The organism is Rhizobium sp. 22-785-1, from assembly GCF_053521965.1.
In genome coordinates, this window is sequence record NZ_JBNWDI010000003.1 from 28,822 (window position 1) to 43,230 (window position 14,409).

Consider the following 14,409-nt stretch of genomic DNA (forward strand, 5'->3'; position numbering starts at 1 on the left):
AGCTTGGGCGCTTCGTAGAAAACCACTTGCAAACGACCCAGTTAGCTTCGTCGTCCCAATGGGAAGAATCGTGGGTACGAATGGAGAAACTCGTGTACGAACAGTGGTATCTAAGGTCGGTGGGAATGAAATTACGACAGCGTATCCTGTTCCCTGAAGAAGCAACTCGTTATGTCTAAAAAGCTCTGCCCGAGATGCGAACAAGGTTGGGTAGTCCCAATTCGAATTGTCGCGACAGGGCAAACTATTCAGTTTTGTATGGAGTGCGATGCGGTTTGGGACATAGACGTAGAAACTTTACGCGCTGATCGGTAGAGTGAATTCGGGGAGGACGTTTTGGATGCTCGTTCCGTTCCTGGAATCCCAGGGGTTACGATACAAGTCGGGATCAATAGAGAATGCCTGCCCGGAAAACGAGGAGTTATGGTAAGTAGGTCCGCAACGTTACTGAGAACAGTGGCAGAAGCGGCAATTAGCCACCTCCATCTTGTCGGCAACCGACCGCCCTTGGAAACATAATTTTCCTTACCGACCGTGGCTGCAGCGGTGCGGTGACATCGATTGCGCTATCACTCATCAACGTTCTTCTATTTGCTTCCCGTACGACGCCCCTGACTTTGATGATGTTCGGGTTGTTTCCAACTGCCATATCTAGTCACCGGTGCTTCTGACGACGCTGTCGTACTACGCTCCAAGCTACGTTATTATGCTAGGGCACGATGCCCGATTTGGCGCTCATTGGAAATTTCGGCTTTTGACCTTGAGGCTGTCGATATGAAGGTCTGGGATGAAAATGTCGCGAACTTTGTTTGGCTTCGGCCTGTCTCGCACATCTCCTCCGCCTGGGGAACCGTGGGCGAACTCGTCGCCCCTCCCTGACGGATTTCTGAACTCGACGTCACGATCCGAGAGAGACGAGAGATCAGCCGACAGGTCGTAGAGCTGGCGCGCGATCAGGTGAACGACGTCCCCTTCCCGCTGGATTTTCCCGTGGATCGCCATCATGCTTGAGCTCAACACGATCCGACGTTGTTTCTCGAAAAGCGACGGCCAAACGACGATATTCGCAGGGCCGGTCTCGTCCTCTATCGTGATGAACATCACTCCCTTCGCCGAGCCGGGCTTCTGCCGGACAAGAACCAGCCCCGCCACGCACAGCCAGCTTTTGTCACGCGCATTCATTGCATCAGCACATGTGACGATCCGGCGAGCGGTGAGATCCTGTCGCAGGAATGACAAAGGGTGCGCGCGAAGAGTAAGGCCGACGTGTTGATAGTCCTCGACCACGTTGTGGCCCTCGGTCATCTGCCTGAGTTCGACTTCCGGCTCCTGTTGCTCGGCGACCGTTTTCATCTCACGCTCTGCCGCCGCCACGAACAGTGGAAGCGGCTCGTCTCGTAATGCTTTGATCGCCCAGAGTGCATCACGCCGCTCGATGTTGAATGCCGGTCTGAAGGCGTCGGCCTCGGCGAGCTGGACAAGCGCTTCCGATGGGACTTCCGACCGTCGCCAGACGTCGTCGACGCTCTCGAACGGGCGTTCGATTCTCGCGGCGACGATCCGCGCGGCATCCCGAGCGGCGAGCCCGGCAACCTGACGCATACCCAGCCGGATGGCGTGTCGGTTGCTGCCGGGAATCTCTTCGAGCGTGCAGTCCCAGCGCGAGTGCTGCACGGATATCGGTCTTACCTCGACGCCATGCTTCTGGGCGTCGCCTATGATCTGAGCGGGCGCGTAGAACCCCATCGGCTGCGAATTAATGAGCGCTGCCGCAAATGCATCCGGGTAGTGACACTTCACGAAGCAGCTTGCGTACGCGATGAGCGCGAAGGACGCGGCGTGGCTTTCAGGAAAACCATAGCTGCCGAACCCTTCGAGCTGGGAGAAGGTCTTCTCCGCGAATTCCGGCGTGTAACCGTTTTTCACCATGCCGGAGACAAGCTTGTCCTTGAATCGACTGACCCCACCCGTAAATTTGAAGGTCGCCATCGACTTGCGAAGCTGGTCCGCCTCGCCTCCTGTGAACCCGGCGCAAACCATGGCTACGCGCATAGCGCTCTCCTGAAACAGAGGCACGCCAAGCGTCTTCCCAAGCACCGCCTCAAGCTCCGGCGTGGGGTATTCTACTGGTTCCTTGCCCTCCCGGCGTCGAAGATACGGATGAACCATGTCGCCCTGGATAGGCCCCGGCCGGACAATGGCCACCTGGACGACGAGATCGTAAAACGTTCTGGGCTTGAGCCTGGGCAGCATCGCCATCTGCGCCCGGCTCTCGACTTGAAATGTGCCAAGGGTGTCGGCCTTGCGGATCATCGCATAGGTGGGACCGTCCTCCTGCCTGATTTTGGCGAGATCGAGATTCTCGTGCTTGTGCTCCCGGATCAAGTCGAAGGTCTTCTGCATGCAGGTGAGCATGCCGAGCGCCAGCACGTCGACCTTCATCATCTTGAGCGCCTCGACGTCGTCCTTGTCCCATTCGATCACCTGTCGGTCTTCCATCGCCGCCGGCTCTATCGGAACGAGATCGTCAAGTCGCGAACGCGTCAGGACGAAGCCGCCAACATGCTGGCCGAGATGCCGGGGCGTACCCATCAGCTCCCTCGCGAGCCGCAGCGTCATCACCAGACGGTAGTCGTCGGGATTGAGGTTCAGTTCGCGTACATTGCGCTCCGTCACTTCTTCCGACCACGACCACAGCCCTGACGACAGCGCTTTGGTCACGTCCTCCGGCAGGCCCATCGCTTTTCCAACGTCGCGTATCGCTCCCTTGGCCCGGTAGCGCGTAACCGTACAGACCAGCGCAGCCCGGTCACGACCATAGGTCTTGTAGATCCATTGGATCACTTCCTCGCGGCGCTGGTGCTCGAAGTCGACGTCGATGTCTGGCGGTTCATTGCGCTCCTTGCTGACGAACCGCTCGAACAGCAAATCGTTGGTCTCGGGATCGATGCTCGTGATGCCGAGGATGTAGCAGATCGCCGAGTTCGCCGCAGAACCCCGGCCCTGGCAGAGGATGCCCTGCCCCCGCGCGAACCGGACGATGCTGTAGACGGTCAGGAAGTAAGGCGCGTATTCCATCTCCTTGATAAGATCGAGTTCGTGTCTTACGGCTCGCAACACGCTCTGTGGCAGTCCCTCCGGGTATCGGTCGGGGATGCACTCGCGGACGCAATGCTCCAGCGACTGCTGCGCGTCCATGCCGTCAATCAGCGCTTCCTCAGGATATTCATACGTCAGTTCCTCTAAGCTAAAGCTGCACTGGCTCACAATCTCCATGGTCCGAGCAAGCGCTTCGGGGTAGCGCGGGAACAGCCGCTGCATCTCTTCCGGAGGCTTTAGATAGCGGTCGGCATGCCGTTCCCTGTCGAAGCCGACGTCGTCGATGGTCGTGTTGGTTCGGATGCAAGTGACGATGTCCTGAAGCTGCCTCCGCGCCGGCTCGTGGAAAAGGACATCGTTTGTGACGACGGTCTTCACCTTGAACTTAGCCGCCAGGTTCGAAAGATCGTGCAGCCGCATCTGGTCGTTGGGTCGTCGCCTGAGGCTGAGCGAGAGATAGGCGCGTCTGCCGAAAATCTCCGTCATCTTGCGGAGATGCACAGCACAGACGTCGTCGGCAAGATCGGGCACGAGAATGCCGACTAGGCCTTCGGAATAGAGAGCGAGATCATCGACATGCAAAATGCAGTTGTTCTTGCCGCCCCTGCTCTTGCCTAGTGTGATCAAGCGGGTTAGCCGCGAGTATGCAGCTTTGTCGGTCGGATAGACGAGGATCGACATGCCGTCCTGCAGATCGAGCCGACAACCCACGACTAACCTTACTCCAGTTTCGCGGGAAGCCTCCAACGCGCGCACGATCCCAGCGAGGCTGTTGCGGTCGACGACCCCGAGGGCTTCGATGCCGAGCTCCTTCGCCGTCGCGAACAGTTCCTGCGCCGACGACGCTCCGCGCAGGAAGCTGAAATGAGTCGTGACCTGAAGTTCCGCGTACTTCATGCGAAAATCCCATGCATGAACCACTTATGCGAGCCCGTTTCCGGGTCGATCCCGTCTCCAGACCGAAAAATCCAGAAGCGTTCGCCGTCATCATTTTCTATGACGAAGTAGTCCCGCACGGCCTCCAGTTCCGTGGGCCGCATCCACCATTCGCCGAAAATGCGTTCTGGGCCGTCGGCTAGCTTCACGCGGTGACGCTTTCCGCGCCATGTAATGCTGGCGGGCGGATAGTCGGGCATGAGAGCGATCGCCTGGATCTGCTCCGGTTTGTCGAACAATCTCACAGGTCTGCGCCAATGGCTTACCCACCCAACCTCCATGGCGTCCGCAATGGCCGCGACCCGCTGAACACTCCTTTCAGGAACATCGGATGCAACGGGCGCCAAGCGATATACCCGTTGTCCGCGGTTCGCGAAGATGTCGATCAGCGGAGTGATGTCCCCATGCTCCGCCTCGACAAGCGACGATTCCTTCTGCTCCTCCACTAAAGGTTCGGCCGCGACGGCGACAAGAACAAGTCTCTCGATACCGAACCCCGGCTCTATCTTCTCGGTCCGGTCCTTGAAGAGTTTCGTCAACCAGCCGACGTCGCGCGCGGGCTTTGCAGTTCCGGCGCGTATTGCCTGAATGGTGTTGTCTACCTTGTGGACGATGAGGTCGGTTCTTCGCGCTCCAAGTCCGCGCTTCTCGAGTTCCGCCACAAGTTGGACCACCAACCTGCCGACATACTTGTCAATCGTTTCCGCCGCTCCGATCGGCTCCTGGAAAGAACGAGAGACCTCGACAAGATCCGCTGTCCTTATGGGGTCGATCGGCTCCGACACTCGACCAAACATTTGGTCCAGTCTCCTGCCGACTTCCGGTCCGAAACGAAGCGCCAGCGGCGCACGCGGCGTGTTCGCAAGTTGGCCGATCGAATGGAAGCCAAGGACAAGGAGATCCTGGACGATCTTGTCGGAGAGCCTCAACAGAGAGATCGGAAGTTTCTCGACTGCGCGCACTATTTCACCGCGAGGCACTATCACAGTGTCGCGGTTGATGGCTCGAACACACGCGTGGGCCGCTCCCCAGGTATCAGCCACGGCAACCTTCGCCGTCAGCTTTCGCGACAGGAAGGTGTTCACGATACCGGTCGTCATTGGCAACTCCCCACCCTGAAGATGATCCGCGCCTTCGGTGTCCATGACTAGACCATCAATGCCGTCGACTGCGACGATCGGCGAATAGCGCGCGAGCGCCCAGAAACCGATACGATTGAGTGCGACAGCATCCGCGGCGGGATCGGCATCAACCAATAAGAGACCCTGGAAGATTGCCTGCGCCTTCGCGGCAGGCATCCCTACGCGAACACCGATTTTCTGAGCCGCGACGTCGGCAGACGACACCCACCGTTTGGACCCGCTCCTGGCGATCACCGCGATCGGCTGGTCATCCGGAATACCCGGATCGTCTCGTCTGATCCTGTCCGTCGGCAAATGCGGTAGATATATGGATACGACCCTCGCCATCACACGCTCCGACGTAAAACTCAGCACATTCGCCCGCACGCGATCTCATCAACTCAAGAAACCATCGAGGTCTCCCGACTCCCGGCACCGGAAGTTCTTCCGACGGCGTCACACTCACACGCCACCGTGTAGTGCTGGCGGTCGGCTGCCCGAAGTCGTTTGCCTCGGTCTGCCTTCGCCACCTCCGGACCACAAGCGCCATGGTGCCTGTACGTTCTGCGACGAGTTGCAGGCGCCTGCTGACGACCATCGGCAGTCTGACCATTTCCCCGACAACTGCGCCAAGACCTCCGAATGAAAGGGCTTCCTCCATGCTGGCGGTAACGTCCTCTTCTTTGTCGCTTTCGACGAAGATTACTCTGCGAGGATGAAGCCCCGCCTGAGCGAGAGCGGGGAAGAAAAGATCGGGCCTCGTCAGGCACCAGACGATCGGACCCTTCGTGCGTGCGGCAATGCCGGCTGCGAACAGCGCGGCGGCCGCTCCGTCAACGGTTCCAGAACCGCCGCCCGCGAATTCATGCAGCGCGCCATACGCCAGGCCGCCTCCCGGAAGGATTTCGTCAATCTCATCGACGCCGAAAGGTAGGCACCCCGCCTTCTTTACGCCCTCTCCTTGAATGGAAGAGATGCGCTCTCGCAGATCAGTAATCACTTGATCGCGGGCAGACGACATCGGTTACGAATCCTTCCGAAATCGCAGTTGAACAGGGACGACATCATGTCGCTAGAACTTGATTGTTCCCCTTCTGTTCCGTATCTTGTCCGGAGTCAAGACGCCTGAAAATCAGGAATCTTCGCTCAAGATTAGCAACACTGCAGATTCGTGAAGTTGAATCAAAACCGTAACTAGATTCTACATGGCCCGTTCGTGGAGAATATTTTTGTCGTCATGGAGGGATGTGGATATCCAAAGTCCTCAGAGGTACCGAAGGGAGTTGGTATAGTGGCCAAGACGCCTAAATTCATGCCGACGCCCCACATCAAGCGCAGCTACACGCTGAAGGACGTCCGGCTGCCCAACATCGAAATCGAGTGCATCCGGTGTGAACGCGTTGATAGCTTAGAACGAAAGGCGGTTGTTGCGAAGTTCGGCGCCAGCGTGAGCTTCTCCAAGCTCCGCCGGCGCCTGGCCATGGGTTGTGACCGTCTATGCCATCCCGACGGCGACCTTTGCGAGATGAGGTTTCGATGTCTCCAGTCGCTGGATGCAGATGGCTAGCCGTCCGACCTCTTTGAAAGATCCGCGAAATTGAGAGTGAGGAGAACATAGATTTCGGTGTGCAGGAATCCTCCCCGACCTCAATTTGTTCGTCTAGATCTCGCCCTTCGGCTTCTTGCCGGTAGCGTCTTCAATGCCTTTCTCGGCTTTCTTCTTGAGTTCCTCGCGATCCTTATCCGCATCTTCACCGGTGCGGGCTGCGTCGCTAGACGGGTCTGGCTTCCTGTCACTCATGGATATTCTCCTTTTGCTGACCATCCAACCGGACTAACGACAGAACGTTCCCAAACAACCACCGCCTCAAGAGTGGCGCGGTCGGGCTACCCATCATCCGCCGCCGTGTCTCAATCGCATCGCGCGCCGCGTACGAGGCAGGGAAGGTCGAATGCGCCGGCCCATATACCGGCATGCGCCGCTTGGGCTTCCGCCTGTTGGGGGGCGTACCGGCCACCGGAGTACTTCGGCCAGTCGATGGCGTGCCCGTTGCGCACCATCCACGTGTTGACGTCCATACCATCGGCGCGCACGCAATAGCCTACGACGCGATCGTAGCTGGTACCTGTCGCCGTGCATTTCGTCGGACGCGATTTGGCAAGGAAGGCATCCAAAGCTTTCGCGCTTGCTTGACCGCACCTGTACGCCTTGCCTGAAGCGTTCTCGCACATCTGACGGCTCTCGGGTGCGTCGATGCCTTCGAAGCGAACCCGCACTCCATTGATCTCGATCGTATCGCCGTCGATGACGGATGCCCGCCCGGTGATATCGGCCGGGGCAGCAAGCGAGGGAGTGAACGCCAAGGCTAATACGAGCGAGGTTGTCCTGATCATGTCATAATTCCAGATTGAGCTTAGGTTTGGAGATAATCCGTTCGCTTCGTGAAAGAGATAGCTCAAGAGCTACCGATTACGGCGTCCTGCGCACTATCTCTTCAGCGCTACGAAAGCAAAGGCGAACGACAGGATGCCAAGTTGTCGACGCCGATATGTGTTAAATCCCGACAAACCCTTCCCCCTCCTTTGGATCATAGTTGACTCTTCCGTAAACTAGAACATAAACAGAACATCGGTAGCACGAAGGGTGCGTGCTTCCGACAACGACATGCGGAAATTGAACTTCGAAAACGGAGATAAAAACGTGCGCCCGACGCTGAAAGATTCTGTAGCAGATCCAGTTGCCCACCTCGTAGCATGGCACGATGGGGACCACCGAGCTGCGATCGAGACGTTGATGGAGGACGTTCGGCACCTGCGGGAGCAGCTTGCATTGGCAACCGCGGCCATGAGCGCAGGATATACGAGAGGATGGATGCCCGACGAGGAGCGCAATTCCCGCTGAAGGCTAGCAACGCGGTCGCTGCCTAAGGCGAAGATTTCCGTCGTATTTCCGGGGCCTCGAGGTGCTGCGGCGTCTGATCACCGTGGGCTCGCCTGGAGGTACGAGGGCGCCGACCTGATCACGTCGAGGACGACCCAAGGTAGGGCGGTTGACGGCCTTAAGAAGCTTCTCCGATGCAGCAAGTGCAACCACGAGGGCCACATGGAGTTGTCCGTAGCCAAACTACCGAGGTGACGAATGTGCAATCTTTATCAGGTCCGGACCAATCAGGAAGCAATGCGAGACATTGCTGGGGCGATGAGCGAGAGGCTGAACCTTGAACCAGAAGTAGAGGTCTATCCTGACCGCCCTGCCCCGGTTATCAGAAACCGTGACGGAGTGCGCGAGCTTGTCGGCCTCACCTGGGGTATGCCGACCCCGCCGAACATTCTTGGCGATCGACCGGATACAGGCGTCACCAACATTCGCAACGTAACGTCGCCTCACTGGCGCCGATGGTTGAGGCCAGAGAGCCGTTGCATCGTGCCATGGACGCGGTTCTGCGAGTGGGAAGACACCAAACCTCGAAAGACGAAGCGATGGTTCGCGATCGACGAAAGAGAGCCCTTGGCGTTCTTCGCAGGCATCTGGACTGACTGGCACGGCGTGCGCGGATCGATGAAGAACCCGCGAGACGGCAACCATGAGCTTTTCGGCTTCCTCACCTGCGAGCCGAACGACGTCGTCAAGCCTATCCACCCCAAGGCGATGCCCGTGGTGTTGACTACCCGAGAGGAAGTGGACGTATGGATGAATGCGACGTGGGAGGAGGCAAAGACACTTCAAAGGCCCTTGCCCGATGAGCGCTTGATCCTGCTGCCTGTTGCGGAAGCGGCGCCCCAAGGAACGCTGCTGTGAGCGACGAGAAAGCCGGGGACGGAATTCATATCAACCACTACTGCTCGCATCCAGGCTGCAAGAAGTGGGTGGTTTCGGCTATTCCAACAACAAAATCGACGCCCCGCAGTGGTGGTGCTCGGAGCACTATCCGTATTGGGACGTTCCTCGATCCGCTGCTCGTTGAGCTTTGGGACGCTGCCACAAAACGATCAAGATTCATTCAGCCGCCGTTCACGGGATCGGGAGCTAAATCACTCCACCAAACGAGGAGTGATGGAAATGCGCAAGTTAGTTCTAGGCGCGGTGCTTTTGTTAAGTGGTCTGATGGGATCAAGTGCGAACGCAATGCCCATGGCGCAACCTTTGGCGCGGGATACGACAGACATCCAAACGATCGATTACGCTTGCGGGCGCGGGTATCACTTATCACCCCGCGGCTTCTGCCGGCCGAACGGTCCACCGCGCTACGAACGCGAGTGGGGTCGTCGTGGAGATTGGGAAGCTCGTCGTGAGTGGCGAGAACGTCAGGCGCGGCGCGAGTGGCGCGAACGAAGAGCCTGGGAGCGTGAGCGCGAATGGCGAAGAGGCGGGTACGATTACCGCGAGTACCGCTGGTAGCGTCGTTACGGCCCGCTGGAACAAGCGGGCCCAACCCAGCGGTGGGCTTGGCCAGCATGCCGGTCGCGTCCTTTTATGATCGACTCCCAAACAATGCTGTGCTTTCTAGGATTCTCGGGAGCACAACATGCAAACGTTTCTTTCTCGATCCGTAGGGCTTATTCTGATCTCTTGTCTGATGGCGGCGTGCACCCCCAATCAGCGTCTCATAAGGTATCCTGGCAACTGTTACTCGCCCTACGATCGTGCAGCCGATGGGAGCCTTTGCGGCCGTCGTGCGGCGTCGCTGCGTCCAGGTGGCTATTAGGATGAGAATCTCTTTCCCCTCTCCCGCCCCCACGTTGGGCGACGACATTGAGGAAGCCTTACGCAGCGTCGCCCAAGAACTCGGCTACAGCCGTAAACAATTGGTACGGGTTATCGTCAAAGAATGGTTGGAGCAAAACGCCTACCTACCGGTCTTGGATCAAAACGACGAAGGTGAGGCTGGCGGCAATCCCTAGCGGTTGATGGCAGCCCAACTGAAGGCCGCCATCCACCATCTCGGCTCAGTTCACAGGCGTGGCGCCGGCAGTGCCGCATTTGGCGAACTTGCCTTTGGCATCCTTGCACTGGACCTTCTTCTTAGTCGTCTCGCATTTGACGAACTTGCCTTTCGCATCGCGGCACTGCTCGGCGCTCGCCGGCGCAGCGGCGAAAGACGTGAGTGCGGCGACAATCAAAACCGACTTCCACATTCCCGAATCCTCCTTGGCCGTAATTGGCCGAAGCCATGGTTACAACATGATCAGGAAAGCTCAAGCGGCGAGCGTGGTGCGATGAAGGATACCTCTTGTAGATACCGCGCCTTGCGGGTTCGCCAGCGCCTAATTGAAACGGTCGCGAAGAAAGGTCGCGGCATCTCGGGCTTCTTCCGAAGAGATCGTGTGACCGACGCCAGGATAGATTTTTGACGTCACGGGAAACCCCGCCGCTTTGAGTTGGTTCGCCGCAGTCGTCGTCGCAGCGGCTGGTATGGTCCTGTCAGCAGAACCATGCATCATAAAGATTTCCGTTTCGACAGAAGACGAAGTCGGCGGCAACGGCAACAGTCCGGCGAAGGTGACGAGAGATCCTACCTTCCAACGACCCGAAGCAACCGCATCCAGCGCCATGATGGCGCCTTGCGAGACCCCGACGAAGGCCACCCGGTCGAGCGCGTTTTCGAACCCTTCCCGTTTGATGATCTCGGAGACCACGCCGTCGAACGCTCGACGCGCTGCGTCGATCCGCTCGGGACGCATTATCTGGTCATCGACGGCGAACCACTGACGACCGCCTGACCTATGCGGAAACGGCGCGTCAGGCGCGACGAATGCCGTGTCCGGAAGCGTCGCCTGCCAGGAATTTCCCACTGCCTGCATAACGGACCCTCGTCCTCGGATCCCGTGGAACAGGATCACCAGATGATCGGCGCGAACCACTCCTTTTTGAGAGGCGGTTTGTTTCTGGGTGCCTTCCGCCTGCACAATTTGCAAAGGCTTCCCAGCAGGGTCGACCGCCTGGGACACGAGTTTATTTCCTCTGTCCGCGGCCAACACTCGATCCGGATTCGCGACGAGGTAGGTCGCGCCGACAAGGATGATGAAAAGAGAGACTAGGGTCGCGAGATGTGACGACGTCATGGGGCGTTCCTGTTGCATCCAATCAACCTGCATTCAGATTGTTCGTTCCGCTTCGCTGCCAGACAGGCGCTGACATTCTCGTTATGGTCACGGTTTGCCTCGAAACGGCCGAGCCCCTGGATCGGGAACAACCCCGCATATCTCCCGTTCGAGCGGATGCACCACTGCGCACTCAAGGAGATTTCAATGCAGCGATTTGCAGACAAGGTCGTCGTCGTGACTGGCGCAGGCTCAGGAATAGGTAAGGCGACAGCGGAGCGTTTTCTCGACGAAGGCGCTGTCGTGACACTGGTCGGCCGCACGAGATCGAAGCTCGAAGAGGTCGCCAAGCCTTTCCGTGATGATCAATTTATTATCGCCGAGGCGGACGTGTCGAATGAGGACGAGGTAAAGGAGCTGATTTCTCGCACCGTCGAGAAGTTCGGACGCTTGGACGTTCTCGTCAACAATGCGGGTGTCGTCGCCGAAGGCGACGTCGGCACCCTGACGACAGACGACTGGCGTAGAGTAATGGCAACGGATGTGGATGGCGTCTTCTACGCCAGCCGTGCAGCGATCCCGCATCTGAAGACGTCGCGCGGCTCGATCGTCAATGTCAGCTCGGTGTCCGGCATAGGCGGCGACTGGGGCATGGCCGCCTACAACGCCGCCAAGGGTGCTGTCACCAATCTCACGCGGGCTATGGCTATGGACCACGGAAAAGACGGAGTCAGGGTCAATGCGGTGTGCCCAAGCCTGACGCGAACAGGCATGACCGAGGACATGATGGACGACGACAAGCTGATTGCGAAGTTTAACGAACGGTTCGCACTTGAGGGACCGGGAGAACCGGAGGACGTCGCGGCGGTGATCGCATTTCTTGCAAGCGACGATGCTCGCTTCGTGACGGGGGTCAACCTGCCTGTGGATGGCGGCATGTCAGCATCAAATGGTCAGCCGCCCCAGTAAGCTTCGCGCGGCCCCTCGTGAAATTTCCCTAAGGGGCCGCGGTACGTTCTATCCGACAGGTCTTCCCTCTTCCGCCGCCGGCCAGTCATTGGCCGGCTCATCAACGGCTTCATCGTCAGCGGGATCCGGATCGTGCCCATGGGCCACCATCAGGGCGTTGACCTCCACGACAATCATGCTGCAGGCGTCCTCGTAACTGACGCCGTTCACGACCAGGCCATCAACCAATTCCTCCAGCCTGGCGCGGACCTCGCGCTTCCAATCGTCGATCATTTCTCTCTCCTTTGTTTTGCTGTCTTCTCAATCAGTTCTATCCAAACCGGCGCGTGGTCACTGGCGTGGTCCCAACCCCGAACATTCTTGTCCACCTGGGCTCTCACGAGTTTGTCGGCGATGCAGCCGGCTCCTCGGCCTCTACTTCTGCGGCGGGCTTGTCTTCGCGCAAGCCCTTGAACGCACCTTGGCGAACCTGACCGTCCGCCGTCCATCCGGCGAACTCGATTTCGGCAACGAGCTCGGGCTTCAGCCAGACGATATCGCCGGACTTTTTCGGCGCCCCGATCCCTGTGAAAGGAGATTTGGAGGCTTCCATCTCCTGAAGTTTCGGCAGAATTTGCTGGACCGTCTTGGCGCCATAGCCTGTCCCGACGCGGCCGACATAGACGAAGTGCTTGCCGCTGAAGACGCCCACCAGCAAAGAGCGGAACTTTCCATTCGTCTTGGCGTAGCCGCCGATGACGACTTCGTGGCCGGCGCGGCATTTGGATTTCGCCCATGTCTTCGTCCGACCGGACACATAGGGAGCGTCCGCCTGCTTGGACACTATCCCCTCGAGCGACAGCTTGCAGGCCGACTTCAGGACGGCGTCGCCACCGGTCTCGAAATGCTCGACGAACCTCAGCCGAGGATCTTCGTCCGCATCGGACATCAAGGCTTCCAGGCGGGACTTGCGCTCCGTCAACGGAAGCTCTCTCAAATCCTCGTCACCCTCAAACAGCAGGTCAAACGCAAAGTATACGAGGTCGTCCGTCGTCCCTTCTGACAGCGCCGCCTGCAGAGCCGCAAAGTCAGGTGCGCCCTGCTCATCGAGCGCGCATATCTCGCCATCGATGATGCAATCCGTAAGCGCCGACGCCGCCTCTGCAATCGCCGGCCATTTGGACGTCCAGTCCAGTCCCTTACGGGTCTTCAGGGTGACCTCGCCACCGGCGACGCGCATCTGGACCCGGTAGCCGTCGAACTTGATCTCGTGGATCCACCCTTTGCCGGCCGGTGGACGTGTCAGGCTCTCACAAAGCTGCGGCGCGATGAAGCTCGGCATCGCTGATTTGGAGCTTGAGGACTTGGCAGCCTTCGTCCGAGCCGTCTTAGGCTTCGCCAGGCTTTTCGTACCTGCCTTGCGCTCCTCGGCGGCGAGCCCTTCGTGGCTGTCCCACACGGCGTCCGCCTTGACCATATCGCCCTTCGTCATGAACGGCTTTGGCTTCTTCCCCTTGCCAGAGGCGATGGCCTCCATGGTCCGCCCAGAGGCGACCGACGTCTGATTGTCCTCGAGGATAGCCGCGCCATTCTCGTCGACGGCGTAATCGTCGCGGTGCTTGATCAGCAGCCAGTTCGTCCGCTTGCCGCCGTCGCGGTCGTTGCGCATCCGCACCAGAACGAAGCTTCCATGGAGCCGATCACCTTCCAGCGTGAACTTGAAGTCGCCCTTCGCCAGCGCCTGCTCGGGCGTCTTGTTCCCCTCCGGCTCCCAGAAGCCTCGATCCCAAAGCATCACAGTGCCGCCGCCATACTGACCCTTCGGGATCGTGCCCTCGAAGTCGCCGTAGTCCAGAGGGTGATCCTCGACCTCGACGGCGAGCCGCTTATCCCCCGGATCGAGAGATGGGCCTTTTGTCACCGCCCAGGATTTGAACACGCCATCGAGCTCGATGCGGAGATCGTAATGGAGTCGGGTCGCGTCGTGCTTCTGGATGACGAAGCGGCGCCGGTTCGACGCCTTGACCTCGATCTCCCCACTCGGCTCGCGCGTCTGCTTGAAATCTCGTTTCGATCGGTACTTACTCAGATTGTCAGTCAACGCATCAACTCCATACTCAGCAACGACGCCGTAGCTTCACTCAGCGTTCAAGACGGAGAACACTGCTCTCGAAGACCCAAACGATTTGGATTGCCGTTGGTTTCTGATCCCGGCGTCGGCGCAAGTTGATTATTAGCGGACTGAAAAACGTTCTTCCCAACG

Annotated in this window: 13 protein-coding genes and 1 pseudogene; 5 read left to right on the plus strand and 9 right to left on the minus strand. The window is 58.7% G+C overall.

The genetic code is table 11. From position 1 onward, the window contains the following. Window positions 1–735: 735 nt before the first annotated feature. The 3 genes from ACQZ5M_RS07825 to ACQZ5M_RS07835 are packed head-to-tail and all read right to left on the minus strand — an operon-like array spanning window position 736 to window position 6,177. Window positions 736–3,996 carry an error-prone DNA polymerase gene (locus ACQZ5M_RS07825; protein ID WP_449079394.1) on the minus strand — a complete coding sequence of 1,087 codons (3,261 nt, stop codon included), beginning with the start codon at window positions 3,994–3,996 and terminating at the stop codon, window positions 736–738. Beyond that, the gene (locus tag ACQZ5M_RS07830; RefSeq protein WP_449079395.1) at window positions 3,993–5,504 is read right to left on the minus strand and encodes a Y-family DNA polymerase; all 1,512 of its coding nucleotides are present in this window, start codon (window positions 5,502–5,504) and stop codon (window positions 3,993–3,995) included. Before ACQZ5M_RS07830 ends, ACQZ5M_RS07825 begins: the two co-directional genes overlap by 4 nt. Next, window positions 5,425–6,177: an ImuA family protein gene (locus ACQZ5M_RS07835; protein WP_449079396.1), complete on the minus strand. Its 753-nt coding sequence runs from the start codon at window positions 6,175–6,177 to the stop codon at window positions 5,425–5,427. Before ACQZ5M_RS07835 ends, ACQZ5M_RS07830 begins: the two co-directional genes overlap by 80 nt. Window positions 6,178–6,447: 270 nt before the next feature. Here ACQZ5M_RS07835 and ACQZ5M_RS07840 point away from each other — a divergent pair, with 270 nt between their 5' ends. Beyond that, complete coding sequence (locus tag ACQZ5M_RS07840; protein ID WP_296021762.1) at window positions 6,448–6,723, plus strand: hypothetical protein; 276 nt, start codon at window positions 6,448–6,450, stop codon at window positions 6,721–6,723. Between the two features lie 93 nt (window positions 6,724–6,816). Here the strand turns inward: ACQZ5M_RS07840 and ACQZ5M_RS07845 are convergent, their stop codons facing one another. Beyond that, on the minus strand, window positions 6,817–6,957 hold the full coding sequence (locus ACQZ5M_RS07845; RefSeq protein ID WP_162741965.1) for a hypothetical protein: 141 nt from the start codon (window positions 6,955–6,957) through the stop codon (window positions 6,817–6,819). Window positions 6,958–7,067: 110 nt separating this feature from the next. Then, window positions 7,068–7,550 carry a thermonuclease family protein gene (locus ACQZ5M_RS07850; protein WP_449079397.1) on the minus strand — a complete coding sequence of 161 codons (483 nt, stop codon included), beginning with the start codon at window positions 7,548–7,550 and terminating at the stop codon, window positions 7,068–7,070. 271 nt (window positions 7,551–7,821) lie between these two features. On the opposite strand from ACQZ5M_RS07850, the gene ACQZ5M_RS07855 reads away from it, so the two are divergent. The 3 genes from ACQZ5M_RS07855 to ACQZ5M_RS07865 all read left to right on the plus strand — a co-directional run bounded on the left by ACQZ5M_RS07855 (window position 7,822) and on the right by ACQZ5M_RS07865 (window position 9,555). Continuing rightward, window positions 7,822–8,058, plus strand: a complete 237-nt coding sequence (locus ACQZ5M_RS07855; RefSeq protein ID WP_449079398.1) for a dehydrogenase — start codon at window positions 7,822–7,824, stop codon at window positions 8,056–8,058. 237 nt (window positions 8,059–8,295) lie between these two features. Then, a complete protein-coding gene (locus tag ACQZ5M_RS07860) occupies window positions 8,296–8,955 on the plus strand; it encodes an SOS response-associated peptidase (RefSeq protein WP_449079399.1) in 660 nt (219 codons plus the stop codon). 261 nt (window positions 8,956–9,216) lie between these two features. Beyond that, window positions 9,217–9,555 (plus strand): GCG_CRPN prefix-to-repeats domain-containing protein, encoded by a 339-nt coding sequence (locus tag ACQZ5M_RS07865; RefSeq protein WP_111851030.1) that lies wholly within the window; start codon window positions 9,217–9,219, stop codon window positions 9,553–9,555. Between the two features lie 548 nt (window positions 9,556–10,103). Here the strand turns inward: ACQZ5M_RS07865 and ACQZ5M_RS07870 are convergent. Next, window positions 10,104–10,292 (minus strand): hypothetical protein, encoded by a 189-nt coding sequence (locus tag ACQZ5M_RS07870; RefSeq protein WP_112360776.1) that lies wholly within the window; start codon window positions 10,290–10,292, stop codon window positions 10,104–10,106. A 129-nt stretch (window positions 10,293–10,421) separates the two neighbouring features. Next, a complete protein-coding gene (locus ACQZ5M_RS07875; protein ID WP_449079400.1) occupies window positions 10,422–11,219 on the minus strand; it encodes an alpha/beta hydrolase in 798 nt (265 codons plus the stop codon). 186 nt (window positions 11,220–11,405) lie between these two features. On the opposite strand from ACQZ5M_RS07875, the gene budC reads away from it, so the two are divergent. Then, complete coding sequence (budC, locus tag ACQZ5M_RS07880) at window positions 11,406–12,167, plus strand: meso-2,3-butanediol dehydrogenase (protein WP_449079401.1); 762 nt, start codon at window positions 11,406–11,408, stop codon at window positions 12,165–12,167. A 48-nt stretch (window positions 12,168–12,215) separates the two neighbouring features. On the opposite strand, the gene ACQZ5M_RS07885 is transcribed toward budC, so the two are convergent. Together ACQZ5M_RS07885 and ligD are read right to left on the minus strand one after the other, a co-directional pair. Next, window positions 12,216–12,440 carry a hypothetical protein gene (locus tag ACQZ5M_RS07885; protein WP_449079402.1) on the minus strand — a complete coding sequence of 75 codons (225 nt, stop codon included), beginning with the start codon at window positions 12,438–12,440 and terminating at the stop codon, window positions 12,216–12,218. Between the two features lie 121 nt (window positions 12,441–12,561). Next, a pseudogene (ligD, locus tag ACQZ5M_RS07890) lies at window positions 12,562–14,247 on the minus strand (non-homologous end-joining DNA ligase); the annotation flags it as partial. Window positions 14,248–14,409 lie beyond the last annotated feature (162 nt).